General features: G+C 72.9%; 11 protein-coding genes. 1 reads left to right on the top strand and 10 read right to left on the bottom strand.

The features are described 5' to 3' along the window. Positions 1–113 precede the first annotated feature (113 nt). From FNH09_RS07755 to FNH09_RS07735, 5 genes are all read right to left on the bottom strand, one after another. Entirely contained in the window at positions 114–374 is a 261-nt protein-coding gene (locus FNH09_RS07755; RefSeq protein ID WP_152886011.1) for a DUF5132 domain-containing protein, read from the bottom strand. 231 nt (positions 375–605) lie between these two features. Next, positions 606–1,355 carry a thioesterase II family protein gene (locus tag FNH09_RS07750; protein WP_152886010.1) on the bottom strand — a complete coding sequence of 250 codons (750 nt, stop codon included), beginning with the start codon at positions 1,353–1,355 and terminating at the stop codon, positions 606–608. Continuing rightward, positions 1,352–1,543 (bottom strand): hypothetical protein, encoded by a 192-nt coding sequence (locus FNH09_RS07745; protein WP_238426525.1) that lies wholly within the window; start codon positions 1,541–1,543, stop codon positions 1,352–1,354. The genes FNH09_RS07750 and FNH09_RS07745 overlap by 4 nt, the downstream gene beginning before the upstream one ends. 48 nt (positions 1,544–1,591) lie before the next feature. Continuing rightward, entirely contained in the window at positions 1,592–1,969 is a 378-nt protein-coding gene (locus FNH09_RS07740) for a DUF5132 domain-containing protein (RefSeq protein ID WP_152886008.1), read from the bottom strand. A 103-nt stretch (positions 1,970–2,072) separates the two neighbouring features. Then, complete coding sequence (locus FNH09_RS07735; RefSeq protein ID WP_152886007.1) at positions 2,073–3,818, bottom strand: DUF885 domain-containing protein; 1,746 nt, start codon at positions 3,816–3,818, stop codon at positions 2,073–2,075. A 160-nt stretch (positions 3,819–3,978) separates the two neighbouring features. Here FNH09_RS07735 and FNH09_RS07730 point away from each other — a divergent pair, with 160 nt between their 5' ends. Beyond that, complete coding sequence (locus tag FNH09_RS07730; protein ID WP_162468238.1) at positions 3,979–4,470, top strand: NAD(P)/FAD-dependent oxidoreductase; 492 nt, start codon at positions 3,979–3,981, stop codon at positions 4,468–4,470. A 61-nt stretch (positions 4,471–4,531) separates the two neighbouring features. Here FNH09_RS07730 and FNH09_RS07725 read toward each other — a convergent pair whose 3' ends face one another. The 5 genes from FNH09_RS07725 to FNH09_RS07705 all read right to left on the bottom strand — a co-directional run. Continuing rightward, complete coding sequence (locus FNH09_RS07725; protein WP_338017507.1) at positions 4,532–4,720, bottom strand: hypothetical protein; 189 nt, start codon at positions 4,718–4,720, stop codon at positions 4,532–4,534. A 34-nt stretch (positions 4,721–4,754) separates the two neighbouring features. Next, positions 4,755–5,492: an SRPBCC family protein gene (locus FNH09_RS07720; protein WP_152886037.1), complete on the bottom strand. Its 738-nt coding sequence runs from the start codon at positions 5,490–5,492 to the stop codon at positions 4,755–4,757. Between the two features lie 30 nt (positions 5,493–5,522). Next, positions 5,523–6,770 carry a cytochrome P450 gene (locus FNH09_RS07715; protein WP_162468237.1) on the bottom strand — a complete coding sequence of 416 codons (1,248 nt, stop codon included), beginning with the start codon at positions 6,768–6,770 and terminating at the stop codon, positions 5,523–5,525. Positions 6,771–6,781: 11 nt separating this feature from the next. Further along, the gene (locus FNH09_RS07710) at positions 6,782–6,997 is read right to left on the bottom strand and encodes an MbtH family protein (RefSeq protein WP_152886004.1); all 216 of its coding nucleotides are present in this window, start codon (positions 6,995–6,997) and stop codon (positions 6,782–6,784) included. Between the two features lie 3 nt (positions 6,998–7,000). After that, positions 7,001–20,804 (bottom strand): non-ribosomal peptide synthetase (locus FNH09_RS07705; RefSeq protein WP_152886003.1); only part of this gene is annotated, 13,804 nt, incomplete at its 5' end.

Here is a 20,804-nt window from a genome sequence, read left to right as displayed (position 1 = left end):
CCCATCCGGCCGGTCACGACAGGGACCATCGGCCCCAGTACCGGGGTCCGGTCGGCAAAGGGGCGGCGCGGCCCCGGCTCGGGGAGCACCGCCTTCGCGTAGACCGACGGTCCTCAGCCGACCGCGGCGCCGTGCGCCATCACCTCACCGTCGACACTCCCACGACGTACGCGAGCGGAACTCGCCAGTTTCTCGGCGGCCACTTCGGCGGTGAGGGCCTGGATCTCCTCGCCGGCCTCGATGGCCGCACGCCTGATTTCGAAGGTCAGGCCGACGGACGTCTTGATGACGCCTCGCGCCAGCGGTTTCGCCACTCTTTTGACCAGAGGGGCCGCCATCATGCCGACGAGGAAGGGAGGAATCGTAGGGAGCATGTGTGAACCCTCTTCTTGATGTACACAGCAAGACTGCCGACGTCGCACGAACCAGTACCCTCTGGCCGACAAGGCCGGGCAGGAATTCCAGGAATTTCACCCCCACCGAAAATCACGATAGTCGGACGTCGGTCGATGTGCCTGTAGAACCCGGCGCTGTTCATTCGTTCGGGCGGAATCCCGCCTTCCGCCCGAAGCTGGGGACAGCCCTTGTCCGGCCCGACCGGCGCCTCACCCGCGTGCGAGGCGTGCCGCCACGTCCGCGACGACTTCGGCCTCCCGGGCCACGAGGTAGAAGTGGTCCCCGGGGTACGGGCTCAGTTCGAAGGCGCCCGGGGCGGTGAGGCCGGACCAGGCGAGGACCGCGTCGAGCGCGCAACTCTGATCGTCCTGGCCGGCGTACGCGGTGATCGGCGCCTTGACCGGTGCCGGGTTCGGGGGGTGATAGCCCTCGATCAGCCGGTAGTCCGAACGCAGTGCGGGCAGCAGCAGGTCACGCAGTTCCGGGATGTCGTAGGCCTCCGAGTGCAGGTCGCCGAGCTGCCGGACATGGGAGATCAGGGTCTCGTCGTCGGCGTCGTGCAGCGCGGCACGGTCGGCCCGATGGGGGGCTTCGTGTGCGGAGACCATCAGGTGTTCGGGGACGATGCCGCGGGCCTCCAGCCTCAGGGCCACCTCGTAGGCGACGCAGGCGCCCATGCTGTGTCCGAAGAGTGCCAACGGCCGGTCGAGCCAGGGCCGCAGTGCGTCCTCGATCGTGTCGGCCAGGGTGGCCATGTCCTCGATACAGGCTTCCGCGAGCCGGTCCTGGCGGCCGGGGTAGCGGACGGCGAGCACCTCGACGTCCGACGGCAGCAGCGCGGGCCAGCCGTGGAACAGCTGCGCCGTGCCGCCTGCGTGCGGGAAGCACACCAGCCGGAGCCGGGGGTCCGCCGTCCGCCGGTGGACCCGGAACCACTTCTTCGCCTCGGTCGTCGTCATCGCCGGCGCAGCCCGCGCTGGTGCAGGGAGTCGAGCTTGGAGAGGAAGGCGGGAAGCTGCTCCACCGCCCTCCTGGACACGTAGGTGGCCTGCACGGTGTGGCGCTGACGATCGGTCACGACGAGTTTGTAGGCACCGCCTTCCTGGATGAGTTCCGCGGAATACAAGGGGGTTCCGGTCGCAGACATCTGACCTGTCTCCATCAGGGTGTCGTCCTCGTGAGTCGGTCGGCCGACTCAGCGCACCTTGGTGGCGACCGAACCGCCGCTGCGGTTCTTGCCGGCGGGCTTGCCCTCACCGCCGGACTGTCCCTCGTTCGCGGCAGCGGCCGCGGGCGTCGAGTTGGCGGCCGCCGCGACCCGGCCCGCCGCGCCTTCCTCCGGGGCGCCGACGCCGTGCTCGGCACCTTCTGCGGTCCTGACCGCGAGCGCTTCGGCGGTCGCCTCGACCGCGAGGTCCTGGATTCCCTCGCCGGCTTCCTGGACGGCCCGCTTGACTTCGATTCCCAGTCCGACCGACGTTTTGACGAGCCCGCGCATCAAGGGTTTACCCAGCCTTTTCACCAGGGATGCGGTGATCAGACCGATGAGGAAAGGAGGTACTACAGGCGGCATGGCAGAACATCCTTCTCTTCTGTCGAGGAGATGACGACGGAAAACGTGACGATTACAGAGAGTATCCGAGGTCGAGCGGACGGCTACGGATTCCTCATGGCCTTCACTCCTTCGAGTAGAGCGGCACTCTCCTGGAATCGCCTTGCAGTTCTCTCTCCACCCGTCGGCGCAGCGCGGGAAACGGCAGGGTGCCGCCGGCCAGCACGGTCTCGTGAAAGGCGCGCACGTCGAACGCGGCGCCGGCGTCGCGTTCGCACGCTGTCCGCAGTGCCGTGAACTCCGCATGGCCTGCCCTGTACGTCAGCGCCTGCCCCGGCATATCGGTCGCGTAGCGCAACAGCTCGGTCGTGATCTGCCGCTCGGACTCGGCTGCCGCGTGGGCGCGCATGAAGGTGCGCGCCTCCTCCAGTGTCATCGTCCCGAGGTTGAGACCGGTGTCGACGACGAGGCGCTGCGCGGTGAAGCGTTCATGGGCCAGTCGTCCGTACGCGTCCCACGGGTCGTCGTACAGCCCCATCTCCCAGGCGAGCCCTGCCGCGTACTCCGCCCAGCCCTCCTCGAAGCCGCCGAAGGCGACCAGTTCGCGTCGCAGGTCGGGCAGCGCGGTGTTCTCGGCCTGGCGGGCGAGGTGGAAGTGGTGCCCGGGCGACAGCTCGTGGTAGATCAGCGCGGCCGCACCGAGCAGTGACCGGTGTGCCAGGTCCGAGGCGTTGTAGCGGTAGCGTCCCACCGGTTGCGCGGCGGTCGGCGGTTCGTAGTAGCCGAACGTCATCGACCCCTCCAGCGCCGGGTCGAGGCGGGCCACGTCGTAGGGGGCGCGGGGCAGGACCGCGAACCAGCGCGGCAGCAGCGGAGTGAGGCGGTCGAGGTGTCCGCGGTAGCGGGCCTCGACGTCCTGCGGGGTGGCCGCGTACAGGCGCGGTTCGGTCGCGAGCCGCTCGTTGAACTCCGCCTCCGTGCCCGCGAAGCCGAGCGTGTCGCGCAGCTCCCGCATCCGCTCGCCGAGTTCGCGGCAGTGCTCCCGGCCGAGTTCGTGGAGGCGTTCGGGCGGCGTGTCGCCGGAGGTGTACGTCCGGACGAAGGCCCGGTAGGCCGCCTCGCCCTCCGGGTAGCGGGCCCAGCCGACGGCCTGCGGCGCCTGCCGGAGGTAGTGCGGGTCGCCGACGAGGGCGAGAAGGCGGTCGAACGCCGGTTCCAGTCCGGTGGCCACGAGCCGCTCCACCGCGTCGCGCAGGTACCCCCGGCTCGCCGCGTCGAGCCGGTCGAGCCGCCCGGCGTCCGCCCGGACGTACCGTGCCACCGACTCCCGCAGCCGGGTGAGTGTGGTGTGGACACCGGCGAGGGCGGGCGCGTGGATGCGGACACCCCGCGCCGCCTGCCCGGCGACCTTGTCGCCGATCGTCGCGACACACCGGGCCAAGTCCCGTACGAGGGTGACATACCGGTCCGCGTCGGCCCGGTGCTCGAAGCGGAACGGGCGGAAGACGCTGTCACCGTACTGCTGGAGACGGAAGAGCTGGTACGGCGTGGCGGTGGGGCCGAGCCAGTGGAAACGCCCCGCCTCCGCCTCCTGTTCGGCCAGCGCCCGCAGGAAGCCCGCCGTGTCGGCGGCGGCACCGGACAGCTCGGACGGCGGCAACGCGGCCAGCCGGCTCAGCACCCCCGCGGCGAACCCCGCGTGCTCGTCGGCCTCCGCCTCGGACACTCCCGGCAGCGACTCGACCGGCAGCCCGCGGCGCGTGCGCAGCAACGGCTCGCGGGCGAGCAGGAAGTCCCAGTACGAGGTCGCGAGCCGGTCGATCTCGCGTGCCGTCGAGCCGTCCGGGGAGTCTCCTGGATTGATGACCATGACGCCAGTGTGCGACGGGAGGTGACGCAGCGTCAGTAACCTGCGACCGGACCGCGCGTCGGGCGGGCCTCACTCGGACGGGGGAAATCGCCCCGCGTGTTCGCGTCCGGCCCGGGAAGGCCAGGCCGACGCCCTCGATCGCGGCGGCACGATGAACGCCATGCGGGACACGCCTCCGTCCGGCGCGGACGCGGTCGTCGTGGGGGCCGGTGTGATCGGTGCCTCGGTGGCACTGGAGCCGGCACGCACCGGTCGGCGCGTCGTGGTCGTCGACAAGGCAGGCGGCGTCGGCCACGGCTCCACCAGCGCGTCGAGCGCGATCATCCGTTTCGACTACTCGACCTGGGACGGTGTCGCCACCGCCTGGGAGTCCCGGCACTGCTGGGCCCGATGGGGGGAGCACCTGGGTGCCGTGCCCGGCCCCGCGCCGGCCGCGTTCCGGCGGACCGGGGCGGTACTCCTCGACGCGCCGGGCTCCGGGACGTCGCACGTCGTCGCGCCGTTCGAGCGGACCGGTGTGCCGTACGAGCGCTGGGAAGCCGCGACGCTGCGCCGCCTGGTCCCCGGTATCGACGCGGGACGCTACGGGCCTCCCCGGTCCCGCCAGCGGCCCGTGGCCGAGGGGGCCGCTTCCAGCACGGTGCTGGGCTGACGTGCGGCGGGAGTACGGGGCCGGTGCCGTCCGGCACCGGCCCCGGGGTGCCGGAAGCGTTCTACCGGCGGCCGCGTCCAGGCGCCGATCCGAGCTTGGAACTCAGCACCGACAGGAAGGTAGGGAGCCTGGCCACCGCGGATTCGGGGACCGGGGTGACCTGGACGGTGTCCCGCACCACGTCCTGCACCACGAGCTTGTAGGCGCCGTCCTCCCGGACGAGTTCGGCGGCGTAGAGCAGTGTTTCCACCAGAGGTCCTTCGGTTGTGTGTCGTACGACGGGGTCAGGCGCCGTTGAGCCAGGCGTTCCAGGCCTTGGTGGCCAGCTCTTCGTCCGTGTCCTCCGCGAACAGGTGGTGGCCCACCCAGATCGGCCAGTTCCAGGAGCTGCCGTTGAAGAACCGGTACAGCGCGTCCGGGCCTCGCAGGCCCACGAAGTCGGGGCTCAGCCAGTCCACGACCACCTCCGTCGGGTCGCCGTCCGTGCCCGGCAGGTCGATCGACAGCCGGTCGCCGACGGCCGTGTCGTCGGCCAGGCCGAGGCGTCGGCGCAGCGCGGCGAAGTCGGCGGGGTCGTCGGTGGGCTCGGGGCGGGCTGCCTTGACGTAGACGGCGGGGCGGCCGGCGAAGTGCCTCAGGTACTCGGGGAGGGAGTGCTGGTAGAAGTCGACGTGCTTCTCGGCCGCGTCCGCCTTGGTGTCCCAGTGCTCCTCGACGACTCCCGTGTGCACCCAGTGGATTCCCATCCGCAGATGGCTGGTCCCGTCGTCGAGCGGGTCGATCAGGTAGGTGAGGGTGTTGGAGAACCCGCTGTCCAGGGACACGCGTACGGCGAAGTGGTGGGGCGGCTCCCACGTCACGACGGTGCCGTCGGCCCGGGTGACCTTTCCGCCGACGCGCGGCTCGACCTCCATCGGGTACAGCCAGCCGAGGTTGCCGGCGCCGGTGGCGACCGCCTGCCAGACCTGTTCCGGTGTGGCGGGCAGGTCCTGTTCCCGGCGGACCTCGAACTCTCGGGCCATGGTCACTTCTCCTTCGTCGTCGTTCATGGGTCAGTAGGTGAGCGGAAGCGCGGTGAGCCGCCGTTGCAGCGGGTTGGGCCGCCAGTCGAGGACCGCGCCGTCGGCCGTCCGCAGGTGCGGGAGCCGGCGGACCAGCGTGCCGACGGCCACCTCCGCCTGGAGCTTGGCCAGCGGGCCGCCTAGGCAGAAGTGCGGTCCGTTGCCGAAGCTGAGATGCCGGTTGCCGGGGCGGGTCAGGTCGAGCCGGTCGGGGTCCTCGAAGCGCTCGGGGTCCCGGTTGGTCGCGGCGAGGAACAGGTAGGCCAGCTCGCCCTCGCGCAGCGTCCGCCCGCCGATCTCGACGTCCTCGGCGGCGACCCGGACGATCGCCTGGGTCGGCGTGTCGTAGCGGGCGAGTTCCTCGACGGCCGTACGGATGAGCGTCGGATCCGCGCGCAGCCGGGCCAGTTGGTCGGGGTGGCGCAGCAGGGCGAGCATGCCGTTCCCGACCAGGTGGGTGGTGGTCTCGTCGCCTGCGGTGATCAGGACGAAGCAGGTGGCCAGCAGTTCGGAGTCGGTGAGCCGGTCGTCCTGCGCCTGCGTGGCGACCAGGGCGCTGATGAGGTCGTCGCCGGGGTCGGCCCGGCGGTCGTGGACGAGCCGGGCCAGGTACGCCTCGTACTGCTCGATCGCCGCCTCGGACTTGTCGATGTCCTCGCTGAGCCGGCCGAAGCGGTGGAACCAGGTCTTGACCTGCGGGAGGTCCTCGGCCGGGATGCCGAAGAGCTCGCAGACGACGGACATCGGCAGCGGGGAGGCGACCGCCTCGATCAGGTCCATGGTCGGCCCGGCCGCGACGGCCTCGTCGATGAGCCGGTCGACGATCCGCTGGATGCCGTCGCGCAGGGCCTCGACCCGCCGGGCGGTGAAGGCCCGGTTGGCCAGCTTGCGCAGCCGGGCGTGGTCCGGCGGGTCGGTGTTGCTCATCACCCGGCCGAGCCGGTCGGTGAGCCGGCTGAAGGCCTTCAGATCGCCGCCGAGCGCGGTGTAGGCGCGGGTCATGCGGTCCCGGTCGTTGGACAGCCGCAGGTCGCTCAGGGCGGCCTCGACGTCGGCGTACCGGGTGAGGTACCAGATGCCCTGGGCGCTGCGGTGGACCGGGTCCTCGCGGCGCATGCGGGCGTAGAAGGGGTACGGGTCCCGGCGGGCCTCGGGCGTGAGCAGGGCCGCGGCGAGGTCGTCGGACCGGGCGAGGCCCGCGGTGTCGCGGGCCTCGTCGGTGGTTTCGGTCAGGTTCACTGCGAGCCGCGCTACTGCTGGGCGTTCATGGCGTCGGCGAGGCTCCTGGGCCGCATGTCGGTCCAGTTCCGCTCGACGTACTCCAGGCAGGCGGCGTGGGTGTCGGGTCCGTGGGCGAGGCTCCAGCCGTCGGGGACGTCCGCGAACTGCGGCCACAGCGAGTGCTGGTTCTCGTCGTTGACGAGCACGAGGAAGGTGCCGTCCTGGTCCTCGAACGGGTTGGTCATGGGTCAGTCCTCCTGGTGGGAAAGGGTGGTGTCACCGGTGGCCTCGGCGAGGCGGGCGGCCAGGATCGGTCCGATCTGGGCCAGCGAGCCGGCTTCGGTCATCCGGTTGTGCCGGGTGGTGATCTCGTGCGATTCGATCCGGCCGGCGATGTACGGGCGCCAGGTCGCGGGCCCGGCGTCGTCCCCGTCGCGGTCGATCGTGGAGTTGAACAGCAACAGGTCGCCGTCGAAGCGGGCGGGGACGAAGTCGACCGCCAGCTTCGCGTTGTTGATCATGATGTGGACGATGACCTCGATCTGCTGCTCCGTCAGGCCCTGGAGCGCGCTGCCCCGCCGGTTCAGGACCTCGGCGACCTCGGTGTAGGTCAGCTCCCGGTCGCCCAGTTCGTCCGGGTCGACGTCGAGCACACCGACGAGCACGTCCCGCTCGGTGGGCACGGGCATCTCGTCGAACTGCACGTCCTTCACCGGGTAGGCGTCGAGGATGGCGAGCAGCGCGGTCCGCTCGCCGCGTGCCTGCAGCTCGCAGGCGAGCGCGTGGGCGATCAGCCCGCCGGCGGACCAGCCGAGCAGCAGGTACGGGCCCTCGGGCTGGATCTTGCGGATCTGGTCGGCGTAGTCGGCCGCCATCTCCTCGAAGGACGCCGCCAGGGGTTCGGGGCGGCCCAGGCCGCGCGCCTGGATCGCGTAGACGGGGTGGTCCGGACCGATGTGGTTCAGCAGCCCGCTGTACGACCAGCTGATGCCGCCGCCGGGGTGGATGCAGAACAGTGGTGTGCCGGTACCGGTCGAGCGCAGCGGCAGCACCACGTCCAGCGCGTCGGCGGGGTCGTCCATGACCAGGCGCTCGGTGAGACCGGCCACGGTCGGCGCCTCGAACAGCATGCGCAGGCCGAGCTCCAGGCCGAGGGTCTCGCGGACGCGGGAGGTCAGGCGGGCGGCCAGCAGCGAGTGCCCGCCCAGATCGAAGAAGTTGTCGTCGATGCGCACCTGTTCCCGGCCGAGGACCTCGGCGAAGAGGTCGCACAGCAGCTGCTCCCGCGGCGTCCGTGGGCCGCGGCCGGTGCCCGGCGCCCCGTACTCGGGGGCGGGCAGGGCGGCCCGGTCCAGCTTGCCGTTGGCGGTCAGCGGCAGCGTGTCCAGGGTGACGAACGCCGACGGGACCATGTAGTCGGGCAGTTCCCGGCGCAGCCGCCCGGACAGCTCGCCCGTCTCGGGCGCGCCCTCGGGGGCGGGCACCAGGTAGGCCACAAGGCGCTTGTCGCCGGGCCGGTCCTCGCGGGCGACGACGGCCGCCTGGGCGACGCCCGGGCAGCTCGCGAGGATCGCCTCGATCTCGCCGGGCTCGATCCGCAGGCCGCGGAGCTTGACCTGGTGGTCGGTCCGGCCGGCGAACTCCAGGGTGCCCTCGGCCGGCCACCACGCCAGGTCGCCGGTGCGGTACATCCGGCTCCCGGGCGGCCCGTACGGGTCGGCGGTGAAGCGCTCCGCCGTCAGGCCGGGCCGGCCGAGGTAGCCGCGGGCCACGCCGGTCCCCGCGAGGTACAGCTCGCCGACCAGGCCGGTGGGCACCGGCCGCAGACGGTCGTCGAGCACGTAGGCGCGCATGTTCGCCATCGGCCCGCCGATCGGCACGGTCGCGGCGTTCTCGGGGAGGCTGTGCACCGGGTGGCGGGTGGCCAGGGTGGTGGCCTCGGTGGGCCCGTAGCCGTTGACCACCTCGACGCCGGGGCAGACCTCCAGCACCCGGGCGACGGCGGCAGGGGAGACCACGTCACCGCCGGTCCACACCTCGCGCACCCCCGCGAGCAGTCCCGGCCGCTCCTCGGCGACCAGCCGGAACAGGCCGGCCGTCAGCCACAGTCCGGTCACCCCGTGCGTGCCGATCGTGTGCTGGAGCAGGTCGAGGTCGAGCCGCTCGGGCGGTGCGACCACGATCCGGCCGCCGTTGAGCAGCGGCACCCACAGCTCGTAGGTCGAGAGGTCGAAGGCGGTCGGGGAGTGCATCAGCACCCGCTCGTGTCCGCCGCCGCGGTACTCGGGGGTCAGTGCCAGGCCCACCACGTCGCGGTGGGTGACGGCCACGCCCTTCGGCCGGCCGGTCGAGCCGGAGGTGTACATCACGTACGCCAACTGGAGCGGGTCGCACGTCACTTCGAGGTCGGACGCATCGGGCTCGCCCTCGATCAGCGCGGTCAGCACGTCCTCGGTGAGCACCAGCGCGGCCCCGGCCTCCTTCAGGATCAGGTCGATCCGGGACTGCGGGAAGCGCGAGTCGAGGGGCGCGTAGGCGCCGCCCGCCTTGACGATCGCCAGGAGCGCCACCACCAGGTCGGCCGAGCGGTCCAGCAGCACCGCGACCGGTGTTTCCGGCCGTACGCCCTGGCGGATCAGGGCCCGCGCGAGGCGGTTGGACCGCTGGTCGAGTTCCCGGTAGGTCAGCTCGGTGGCGCCCGCCACGACGGCCACCGCGTCCGGGGTGGCGCGCACCTGGCGGGCGAACAGCTCCGGCAGCGCGGCCTCCGGCAGCTCGAACGCGGCGCCGGTGGACCGGGACAGCAGCCGACTGCGTTCCTCGCCGGACATGATGTCGATCCGGCTGACCGGCAGGCCGGGGTCGGCGACCGCCGCTCGCAGCAGCCGTGCCCAGCGCTCGAACAGCAGCTCCACGGTGGCCGGTTCGAACAGGTCGGTGGCGTACTCCACCGCGCCGGCCAGGCCGTCGGGGCTGCCGTCCGGGCGGAACCGCTCGGCCAGGCTGAACGTCAGGTCGACCCGCGAGGTGCCGGTCGACGCCTCAAGGTGGGCGGTCTCAAGGCCCGGCAGCGCGAACTCGCCCACCGGTGCGTTCTGGAGGGCCAGCATGATCTGGAACAGGGGGTGGTGCGACAGCGACCGGGCCGGGTTGACCACCTCGACCAGGTACTCGAACGGCACGTCCTGGTGGCCGTACGCGGCGAGCGCCTTCTGCCGCACCCGGCCGAGCAGTTCGGCGAAATCGGGGTCGCCGCCGGTGTCGGTGCGCAGCACCAGGGTGTTGACGAAGAAGCCGACGAGGTCGTCCAGCGCCTGGTCGGTACGGCCGGCGATCGGGCTGCCCACGGAGATGTCGGTACCGGCGCCGAGCCGGGTGAGCAGCGCGGCGAGGCCCGCCTGGAGCACCATGAACATGCTGGCGCCGCGCGCGGCGGCCAGATCCCGCAGGGCCTGGTGCAGTTCGGGCTCCAGCCCGACCACGACCCGGCCGCCCCGCTGGGAGGCCACCGGCGGCCGGGGGCGGTCGGCGGGCAACTGCACCTGCTGCGGAATGCCCGCCAACTCCTTTTTCCAGTAAGCCAGTTGTCGGGCGAACAGGCTGTCCGGGTCGGCGGTGTCGCCAAGCAGGTCGCGCTGCCAGAGCGTGTAGTCCGCGTACTGCACGGGCAGCGGCGACCACTGCGGCTCCTCGCCTCGGCAGCGCGCCGCGTAGGCAGCCGCGAGGCCGTCGGACAGCGGCCCCATCGACCAGCCGTCGGCGGCGATGTGGTGCACCACGACCAGCAGCACATGCCGGTCGGGAGCGAGCGCGTACAGCTCCGCCCGGACCGGCGGCTGGGCCGCCAGGTCGAAGCCCAGCTGTGCCGTCCGCGCCAGCCGGTCGGCCAGCCGACTCTGGTCGAGCTCGACCACCGGCAGCTCCGGGTGCGCCTGCGCGGCGCTCAGCACGACCTGGTACGGCACGCCGTCCGTCTCGCGGAAGACCGTCCGCAGGCTCTCGTGCCGGGCGATCACGTCCCCGAGCGCCGCGTGCAGGGCCGGGCGGTCGAGCTCGCCGGTCAGGCTCAGCGCGAGCGGCATGTTGTACGTGGCGCTCGGCCCGTCCATCCGGTGCAGGAACCACAGGCGGCGCTGGGCGAAGGACAGCTCCACGCGTTCGGGCCGCGGTTGCGCGGTCAGCGCGGGCCGCGCCGTGCCGGAGCCGTCGAGACGGGCCGCCAGTCCGGCCACGGTAGGCACCTCGAACAGCGTCCGGACTTCGAGCTCCGCGCCCAGGGTCGCCCGGACGCGGGAGGCCAGGCGGGTCGCCAGCAGCGAGTGTCCGCCCAGGTCGAAGAAGCTGTCCTCGACACCGACCTGGGCCAGGCCGAGCACCTCGGCGAACAGTCCGGCGAGGAGCTGTTCCTGCGGGGTGCGCGGCGCCCGGCCGCCTGCGGCCGCGCCGAGGTCGGGCGCGGGCAGCGCACGGCGGTCGAGCTTGCCGCTGGCCGTGAGCGGCAAGGTCTCCAGCGCCACGAACGCCGACGGGATCAGGTAGTCGGGCAGCCGCCCGCGCAGCCATTCACGGAGTTCGCCGATGAGGGCACCGGTGCCCCGGCTGCCGGTCGGGCGGTTGGTCAGCGACGACAGCGGCCCGCCGATGGTCCCGGTCGGCCGGTACGGCTCGACCGGGCAGCCGTGCCGCGCCCGCGGGTCGGCGAAGACGACGTCCACGGCGTCGGCCGCTGTGGCCGACCAGGTGACACCCACCCAGCGGTCGAACTCCCGTCCGAGGGCCCGGAAGTCCTCGGGGTCGGGGAGGTCGCTCGCCTCCGGGCCGTGCAGCCGCTCCAGCAACTCGGCGAGCGAGCCGTCACCGTTCTGCACCGCCCGGGAATGGGCGGCCTCGCGCAGTACCCGGCGGTTCGGCACTCCGGTGATCCGCAGTACGTCGGCGGGTGTCCGGGCGAGGAGTTCGCGCAGCTCGTCCAGTTCCGCGAGCCGACGTCCCCACTCCAGCTCGACCGTCCGGCCCGGGTCCGCCGGAACGACCGGGGCCTTGTGCAGGGTGACGTCGTAGCGGTAGCGGGTCAGTTCGTTGTGGTGGCGGCCCTGCTTGACCTCCACGGCCACCGCGCCGATGTCCGTGCCGACGTCCGTGCCGCGCTCCCGCAGGACGGTGAAGAAGTCCGGGTCGACCAGGAGTTCCTTCTCCACCCTGACGGCCTGCTCCACCGCGCGGCGCACCGCCGCGAGGTCGCCGTCCGCATCGGCCCGGTGCAGCTGGACCGCGGTGGCCAGCGGGCGCAGCAGCCGCAGGTTGCGGACGTCACCGACGAAGAGCGCCCCGCCGGGGGCGAGCAGCCGCATCAACTTCCCGATCACGTCGGCGAGATAGTCGGCGGACGGGAAGTACTGCACCACCGAGTTGATCACGACGGTGTCGAACCGCCCGGCCGGCAGACCGTCGGTGTCGTGCGCCGGGCGGGTCTGCAACACGACACGCTCGGCCAGGCCCTCCTGCCGGGCGACCTGCGCGCTCAGCGCGTCGATCGCGGTGGCGGAGAAGTCCGTCGCCCAGTAGGACTCGCAGTGCGGTGCGATCTGCGAGAGCAGCAGTCCGGTGCCGACGCCGACCTCCAGCACCTGGCGGGGGCGCAGGGCCAGGATGCGGGCCACGGTGGCGTCCCGCCATTCCCGCATCTGCTCGACCGGGATCGGGCTGGCGTCATAACTGCTGTTCCAGCCGACGAAGTTCTGGCCGAAGCCGGCTTCCTCGGGGGTGATGGGCAGGGCGTCGTAGATGTCCTGCCACTCGCCCACGTGGTCCGCTTCCAGGCCACTGTCCCGGGTCTCGTCCTGGTGCGGTACGACGTAGCCGACGAGCCGGTCGTCCTGGGCCAGGACGGCGGCCCGGGCGACGGCGGGGTGCTCGGCCAGCGCCGCCTCGACCTCGCCGGGCTCGACCCGGAAGCCGCGCACCTTCACCTGGTCGTCGGCACGGCCGACGTACTCCAGCTCTCCGTCGGAGCGCCAGCGCACCAGGTCTCCGGTGCGGTACATGCGCTCACCGGCCCCGAACGGGCAGGCGACGAACCGTCCGGCCGTCAGACCCGGCCGGTTCAGATAGCCACGCGCCAGTCCCGCGCCCGCGACGTACAGCTCCCCCGCCACGCCCGTCGGCACCGGCCGCAGCCGCACGTCCAGCACGTACACCCGGGAGTTGGCGATCGGGCGGCCGATCGGCGGTACACCGGATCCCGGGGACAGCGGGGCGCTCATGGTCGCGCACACCGTCGTCTCGGTCGGACCGTACGCGTTGATCATCCGACGGCCCGGCGCCCAGCGGTCCACCAGCTCCGGCGGGCACGCCTCACCGGCCACCACCAGCGTCGACACCTGCACCGAGCCCTCCGGCACGGCGGCGAGGACGGACGGGGGCACGGTCACATGGGTGACCGCGAGGTCCCGGTCGGCCAGCGCGGCGACCGGGTCCGCCGTCGGGGGCAGCACCAGGGCCGCGCCGCGCAGCAGGGCGGTGTAGATCTCCGACACCGAGGCGTCGAAGCTGGGCGAGGCGAACTGGAGCACCCGGCTGTCGGGTTCGATCGCGAACCGTTCGATCTGCGCGGCGACCAAACTCGCGACGCCGCCGTGGGCGACCACGACGCCCTTGGGGCGGCCGGTCGAGCCCGAGGTGTAGATCACGTAGGCCGGGTGCCGGACGTCGAGCGCGACCACGGGGTCGGTCTCCGGCCAGGCGGACACGTCGGTCACCAGTGCCGGGTCGTCGACCATCAGGGCCGGCCGGGCATCGTCCAGCATGTACGCGATCCGTGCCTGCGGGTACGCCGGATCCACGGGCAGGTAGGCGGCCCCGGCCTTCAGTACGCCCAGGACGGCCACCACGGACTCCACCGACCGCGGCAACGCCACGGCCACGGTCCGCTCCGGACCTACCCCACGGGCGATCAGCGCATGCGCGAACCGGTTCGCCCAGGCGTCGAGTTGACTGTACGTCAGCTCGGTGTCGGCGCACACCAGGGCGAGGGCGTCCGGGGTCGCCGCCACCTGCGCCGCGAAGGCCTGCGGCACCGGGACGGCGTCCACCTCCCGGGTGGTCGCGTTGCCCCGCTCCAGCAGCCGGTGCCGCTCGTCGGCGTCGAGGAGCTCGATCCGTCCGATCGACCGGTCCGGGTCGGCGGTGACCGCCTCCAGCAGACGCGTCCAGCGCCCGGCGAGCGCCTCGACCGTCGAGCGGTCGAACAGGTCGGTGGCGTACTCCACCGCGCCGACGATCCCCGCCGGACTGCCGTCCGGAGCGAACTGTTCGACGAGGCTCACCCCGAGGTCGAACTTGGCGGTCCCGGTGGCCACCGCGTAGGTGGTCACGTCCAGGCCGGGCAGGGAGAAGCGGCCCATCGGGGCGTTCTGCACGGCCAGGATGGTCTGGAACAGCGGGTGGTGGGACAGCGAGCGGGACGGGTTCAGCGCCTCCACCAGGTGCTCGAACGGCACGTCCTGGTGCGCGTACGCCGACAGCGCCGTCTCCCGCACCCGGCCCAGCAGCTCGGCGAAACTCGGATCACCGCTCGTGTCGGTGCGCAGCACCAGCGTGTTGACGAAGAACCCGACCAGATCGTCCAGCGCCTCGTCCGTCCGTCCCGCGATTGGGCTCCCGATCGGGATGTCCGTCCCCGCGCCCAGCCGCGTGTACAGCGCCGCCAGCGCCGCCTGGAGCACCATGAACAGGCTCGCGCCCGACCTTCGGGCCAACTCCACCAGGGCTGCGTGCAGTTCGGGATCCAACTCCAGGCCGACGTGGTCCCCGCGCCAGCCCGCGACGGCAGGCCTCGGCCGGTCGGCGGGCAGCTGGAGCAGCTCCGGCAGGTCGGACAGCTGACGCTTCCAGTAGTCGAGCTGTTCGGCGAACCGGCTCTTCGGGTCCGCGGCGTCGCCGAGCAGGTCGCGCTGCCACAGCGTGTAGTCCGCGTACTGCACCGGCAGGGCCGACCGGTGCGGCGCGCGGCCCTCGCAGCGGGCGGCGTACGCCTCGGCCAGGTCGCGGGCCAGCGGGCCGGTGGACCAGCCGTCACCGGCGATGTGGTGCATCACCAGCAGCAGCACGTGCTCGTCGGGGGCGAGCGCGAACAGCCCGGCCCGCAGGGGCACTTCGGCCTCCAGATCGAAGGGCTGCCGAGCGAACTCGGCGAGCCGCTCGAAGAGTTCGGTGCCCGACACCTCGGTCAGCCGTGCCTGGGGCCGGACCTCGGCCGGGTCCAGGACGAGTTGCCGGGGTACGCCGTCGACCTCCGGGAAGACCGTCCGCAGGCTCTCGTGCCGGGCCACCACGTCGGCCAGCGCCTCGTCCAGCGCCACCCGGTCGAGCGTCCCGGTCAGCTGGAGCGCGAGCGGGATGTGATAGGTCGCGGCGGCGGCGTCCATACGGTGCAGGAACCAGAGCCGGCGCTGGGCGAAGGACAGCGGCACCGCCTCCGGCCGCTCGTGTGTGGTCAGCGCCGGACGGGCGTGGCCGGCCCCGGCCAGCACCTCGGCCAGGCCTGCCACGGTGGGCGCCAGGAACAGCGCGCGCAGCCCAAGCTCGACCCCGAGCACCGAGCGCACCCGCGCGGCCAGCCGGGTGGCGAGCAGCGAGTGCCCGCCCAGGTCGAAGAAGTCGTCGTCGACCCCGACCCGCGGCACGCCCAGGACCTCGGCGAACAGCTCGCACAGGATCTGCTCCTGCGGGGTGCGCGGCGCCCGCCCGGCCTCGGCCGAGCCGAGGTCGGGCGCGGGCAGCGCCGCCCGGTCCAGCTTCCCGTTCGGCGTCAGCGGGAGGACGTCCAGCACCACGAGGACTGCCGGCACCAGGTAGTCGGGCAGCCGGTCGCGCAGGTACGCCGTCAGCTCCGCCGGGCGTACGACCGCGCCGGGACGCGCCGCCACGTAACCGACGAGCCGGTCGTCCCGGGCGAGGACGGCGGTCTGGGCGACGGCGGGGTGCTCGGCCAGCGCCGCCTCGACCTCGCCGAGTTCGATGCGGAAGCCGCGCACCTTCACCTGGTCGTCGGCGCGGCCGACGTACTCCAGCTCTCCCCCAGCCTCCGGCCGGGGGGACCCCCAGGCCCGGCGGCGCACCAGGTCGCCCGTGCGGTACATCCGCGCACCCGCAGGACCGAACGGGCAGGCGACGAACCGCCCGGCCGTCAGCCCGGGCCGGTTCAGGTACCCGCGTGCCAGACCCGGCCCTGCGACGTACAACTCCCCCGTCGCGCCGGGCGGCACGATGCGCAGTCGCTCGTCGAGGACGTACACCCGGAAGCCCGCGACCGATCGGCCGATCGGCGGTACGCCCGACCCCGGCGCGAGCGGGTCGCTCATGGTCGCGCACACCGTCGTCTCGGTCGGACCGTACGCGTTGATCATCCGCCGGCCGGGCGCCCATCGGGCCACCAGCTCCGGCGTGCAGGCCTCGCCCGCCACCACCAGGGTGGTCGCCGTGAGGTCGGCGCTCTCCACCGCGGCCAGGGCCGAGGGCGGCAGCGTCACATGGGTGACGTCGAGCCCGCGGTCGGTCAGGGCCTCCAGCGGGGCCTCGGACGGGGCCAGGACGAGGGCCGCGCCGGTGAGCACGGCGCTGCAAAGGTCCCAGAAGGCCGCGTCGAAGTTGGGCGAGGCGAACTGGAGCACCCGGCTGCCCGGCGCCACGCCGAGCCGCTCGATCTGCGCCGCCACCAGGCCCGACACACCCGCGTGACTCACCACGACGCCCTTGGGCCGGCCGGTCGAGCCGGAGGTGTAGATCACGTAGGCCGGGTGCCGGACGTCGAGCGCGACCACGGGGTCGGTCTCCGGCCCGCTTCCTTCGGTCACTGCCGCCGGGTCGTCGACCACCACCGCGGGCCGCGCGTCGTCCAGCATGTACGCGACCCGCGCCTGCGGGTACGTCGGATCCACCGGCAGATACGCGGCCCCGGCCTTCAGCACCCCCAGGACGGCCACCACGGACTCCACCGAACGCGGCAACGCCACGGCCACGGTCCGCTCCGGACCGACCCCACGGGCGATCAGCGTATGCGCGAACCGGTTCGCCCAAACGTGTAGTTGACGATACGTCAGCTCAGTGGCACCACAGACGAGTGCGATCGCGTCCGGGGTCGCCGCCACCTGCGCCGCGAACAGCTCCGGCAGGCTCACTCCGGGCGCCCCGGCCTCGGCGGCGGGCAGTAGCTCGCGGCGCTCCTCGGCGGACAGCAGGTCGATCCCGCCGATCGGCCGGTCGGGCGCCTCGACGACCGCGGCCAGCAGCCGGGTCCAGCGAGCGACCAGGGCCTCGACCGTCGAGCGGTCGAACAGGTCGGTGCTGTACTCGACCGCGCCGCCGAGCCCGGCAGGCGCGCCGTCGGGCCCGTGCTCCTCCGCGAACCCGAAGGTCAGGTCGAGCCGCGCGGTCCCGGTGAGCACGCCGACCCCGGAGACCCGGAGACCCGGCAGCTCGAAGTCGCCGCCCGGCGCGTTCTGCACCACCAACCCGGTCTGGAACAGCGGGTGGTGGGACAGCGAGCGGGACGGGTTCAGCGCCTCCACCAGGTGCTCGAACGGCACGTCCTGGTGCGCGTACGCCGACAGCGCCGTCTCCCGCACCCGGCCCAGCAGCTCGGCGAAACTCGGATCACCGCTCGTGTCGGTGCGCAGCACCAGCGTGTTCACGAAGAACCCGACCAGATCGTCCAGCGCCTCGTCGGTACGCCCCGCGACCGGCGACCCGATCACGATGTCCGTGCCCGCGCCCAGCCGCGTGTACAGCGCCGCCAGCGCCGCCTGGAGCACCATGAACAGGGTCGCGCCCGACCTTCGGGCCAACTCCGCCAGGGCCGCGTGCAGTTCGGCGTCGATCCGGAGTTCCAGCAGGTCGCCGCCGTACGACATGGCGGCCGGGCGTGGCCGGTCGGCGGGCAGTTGCAACTGCTCGGGCAGCCCGGTCAGCGCCTCGGTCCAGTAGGTGACCTGGCGGGCGAACACGCTGTCCGTGTCGTGCTCGTCGCCGAGGATCTCGTGCTGCCACAGGGTGTAGTCGCCGTACGTCACCGGCAACGGCGGCCAGGTCGGCGCCCCGCCGCCCTGCCGGGTGGTGTAGGCGGTGGCCAGGTCACTGGCCAGCGGACCCATGGACCAGCCGTCCCCGACGATGTGGTGGATCACCAGCAGGAGCACGTGCTCGTCCGGCGCGAGCGCGAACAGCTCGGCCCGCAGCGGTACTTCCGAGGTCAGGTCGAATGCCCGTACCGCCGACTCACGCAGCAGCGCGGGCAGCTCCGCCTCGTCGGCCGTGCGTACGGTCAACGGCACGGCGGCCTCGGCGGGGTCCAGCACCCGCTGGTGCGGGACGCCCGCGATGTGCGGGAAGACCGTGCGCAGGGTCTCGTGCCGGGCCACCACGTCCGCGAGCGCGGTGCTCAGCGCCGCCCGGTCGAGGTCGCCGGTCAGCCGCAGGGCGAGCGGCATGTGGTACGTGGCGCTCGGCGCCCCGAACTGCTGGAGGAACCAGAGCCGGCGCTGGGCGAACGACAGCGGCATCGGTTCGGGGCGGGGCCGGGGTACCAGGGCCTGCCGCGCGGTGCCGGCGTCGTGCAGCCCGGCCGCGATCCCGGCGGGCGTCGGCGCCCGGAACAGGCTGCGCAGTTCCAGCTCGACGCCGAGGGTCGCCCGGACCCGCGAGACCAGCCGGGTGGCGAGCAGGGAGTGCCCGCCCAGGTCGAAGAAGCCGTCGTCGGCCCCGACCCGCGGCACGCCAAGCACCTCGGCGAACAGCTCGCACAGGATCTGCTCCTGCGGGGTGCGCGGCGCCCGGCCGCCGGGGGTCGTGCCCGGCTCGGGCGCGGGCAGCGCCGCCCGGTCCAGCTTCCCGTTCGGCGTCAGCGGCAGCGCGTCGAGCAGCACGAACGCGGACGGCACCAGGTGGTCCGGCACCCGGTCGCGCAGATACGCCGCCAGCGCCGACGCGGTCGTGCCGGTCCCGGCCAGGGGGACGACGTACCCGACGAGCCGGTCCTCGCGGGCGAGCACCGCGACCTGGGCGACACCCGGGTGCGCGGCCAGCTCGGCCTCGATCTCGCCCGGCTCGACCCGGAAGCCGCGGATCTTCACCTGGTGGTCCACCCGGCCCGCGAACTCCAGCTCGCCGTCGGCGCGCCAGCGGACCAGGTCGCCGGTGCGGTACATCAGCGCGCCGGCCGGTCCGCAGGGGTTGGCGACGAACCGGGTGGCGGTGAGTCCGGGCCGGTTCAGGTAGCCGCGGGCGAGTCCCGTCCCGGCGAGGTACAGCTCGCCCAGCACGCCGGGGGCTACCGGCCGCAAGGTCGAATCCAGCACGTACACCCGGCAGTTGGTGATCGGTACGCCGATCGGCACCGGCAGCGGGCAGTCGGCGGGGTCGGCCGGCAGCGGGTAGGCCGTGATCACATGGGTCTCGGCGGGGCCGTAGTGGTTGTGCAGCTCCCGGCCCGGCCGCCGGGTCTGGAGGCGGCCTACGGCACCGCCGAGGCGCATCGCCTCGCCGGCCTGCGCGATCAGCCGCAGCCTCGGCAGTTCGAGGCCGACCTCCTCGGCGGCCTCGGCCAGGGCCTCGATCACCAGGTTGGGCGCGAACAGCTCCTCGACCCCGTGCCGGTCCAGCCAGCGCGCGAACAGCTCGGCGCTGCGCCGCTGTTCCTCGGTCGGCACCACGAGGGTCTTGCCGTACAACAGCGCGGAGAGCGTCTCCTGTACCGAGACGTCGAAGCTGATCGCGGTGAACTGCGCGGTACGGGTGCCGGGTTCGCCGCCGACGGCCCGGTGGTGCCAGGCCAGCAGGTTCAGCAGCCCGGCGGCGGGCATCACCACGGCCTTGGGCCGGCCGGTGGAACCCGAGGTGTAGATGACGTAGGCCGGGTGCCGCGGGTCCACGACGACGGCCGGATCGTGCTCCGGCAGGTCCCCGTCCGGTGTGACGGCCGCGAGGTCGTCGAGCACCACGGCAGGCCGCGCGTCCTGGAGCATGTACGCGATCCGGGCGGCCGGGTAGTCCGGATCGACCGGAAGGTACGCCGCGCCCGTCTTGAGCACCGCGAGGACGGCGACCGACAGCTCGGCGGAGCGCGGCAGCCGCAGGGCCACGACCTGCTCAGGGCCGACCCCGCGCGCGATCAGCGCGTGCGCCAGGCGGTTGGCCCTGCGGTTCAGCTCCCGGTAGGTCAGCACGGTGTCCTCGAACACCACCGCCGGGGCCTCGGGGGTCGCCCGGACCTGCGTCTCGAACAGAGCGGGCAGGGTGGCGGCCGGCACCGCACGCGCCGTGTCGTTGCGTACGACCAGCAGCTCGTGCCGCTCCTCGGCGGTCAGGACGTCGATCCGGCTCAGCGGACGGTCCGGCTCGGCGACCACCCACGCCAGCAGACGCAGCCATCGGGCGACCAGTGCCTCCACCGTGGCGGGGTCGAACAGGTCGGTGCTGTACTCGACCCGCCCGACGATGCCCTCGGCCGGGCCGCCGGTGCCGCCGCGCTCCAGCAGGTGGAAGCCGAGGTCGAACATCGCCGTGGGTGTCCGCACCAGGACGATCTCGGAGGCCAGACCGCTCAGCGCGAACTCGGTGCGCGGCACGTTCTGGAGCGCGAGCAGCACCTGGAACAGCGGCTGGCGGGCGAGCGACCGGGTCGGGTTGAGGGCCTCGACCACGTGCTCGAACGGCAGGTCCTGGTGCGCGTAGGCGGCCAGCGCGCGCTCGCGGACCCGGCCGAGGAGGTCGGCGAAGGTCGGGTCACCGCTCGTGTCGGTGCGCAGCACCAGGGTGTTGACGAAGAATCCGACGAGGTCGTCCAGGGTCTGGTCGGTCCGGCCGGCGATCAGGCTGCCGATCGGGACGTCCTCGCCCGCGCCGAGCTTGTGCAGCAGCGAGGCCAGGGCGGCCTGCAACACCATGTAGACGCTGGCGCCGTGCTCCCGGCCGAGGCGGACCAGACCGGCGTGCAGTTCGGCGTCCAGTTCGATCGCGAGATGGCCGCCCGAGTGGGAGGGGTTCGCGGGGCGGGGG

Origin of the sequence: Streptomyces adustus (assembly GCF_009377175.1) — a bacterium.
GTDB classification, from domain to species: domain Bacteria; phylum Actinomycetota; class Actinomycetes; order Streptomycetales; family Streptomycetaceae; genus Streptomyces; species Streptomyces adustus.
Note: the sequence above shows the minus strand (reverse complement) of the source record. Positions and strands in the feature narration are given on the sequence as shown.

What these genes read in the sequence shown, in the direction of transcription:
- FNH09_RS07755 (WP_152886011.1), bottom strand. Translation starts at nt 374, where the DNA reads ATGCTCCCTACGATTCCTCCCTTCCTCGTCGGCATGATGGCGGCCCCT.
- FNH09_RS07720 (WP_152886037.1), bottom strand. Translation starts at nt 5,492, where the DNA reads ATGGCCCGAGAGTTCGAGGTCCGCCGGGAACAGGACCTGCCCGCCACA.
- FNH09_RS07740 (WP_152886008.1), bottom strand. Translation starts at nt 1,969, where the DNA reads ATGCCGCCTGTAGTACCTCCTTTCCTCATCGGTCTGATCACCGCATCC.
- FNH09_RS07745 (WP_238426525.1), bottom strand. Translation starts at nt 1,543, where the DNA reads ATGTCTGCGACCGGAACCCCCTTGTATTCCGCGGAACTCATCCAGGAA.
- FNH09_RS07710 (WP_152886004.1), bottom strand. Translation starts at nt 6,997, where the DNA reads ATGACCAACCCGTTCGAGGACCAGGACGGCACCTTCCTCGTGCTCGTC.
- FNH09_RS07735 (WP_152886007.1), bottom strand. Translation starts at nt 3,818, where the DNA reads ATGGTCATCAATCCAGGAGACTCCCCGGACGGCTCGACGGCACGCGAG.
- FNH09_RS07730 (WP_162468238.1), top strand. Translation starts at nt 3,979, where the DNA reads ATGCGGGACACGCCTCCGTCCGGCGCGGACGCGGTCGTCGTGGGGGCC.
- FNH09_RS07750 (WP_152886010.1), bottom strand. Translation starts at nt 1,355, where the DNA reads ATGACGACGACCGAGGCGAAGAAGTGGTTCCGGGTCCACCGGCGGACG.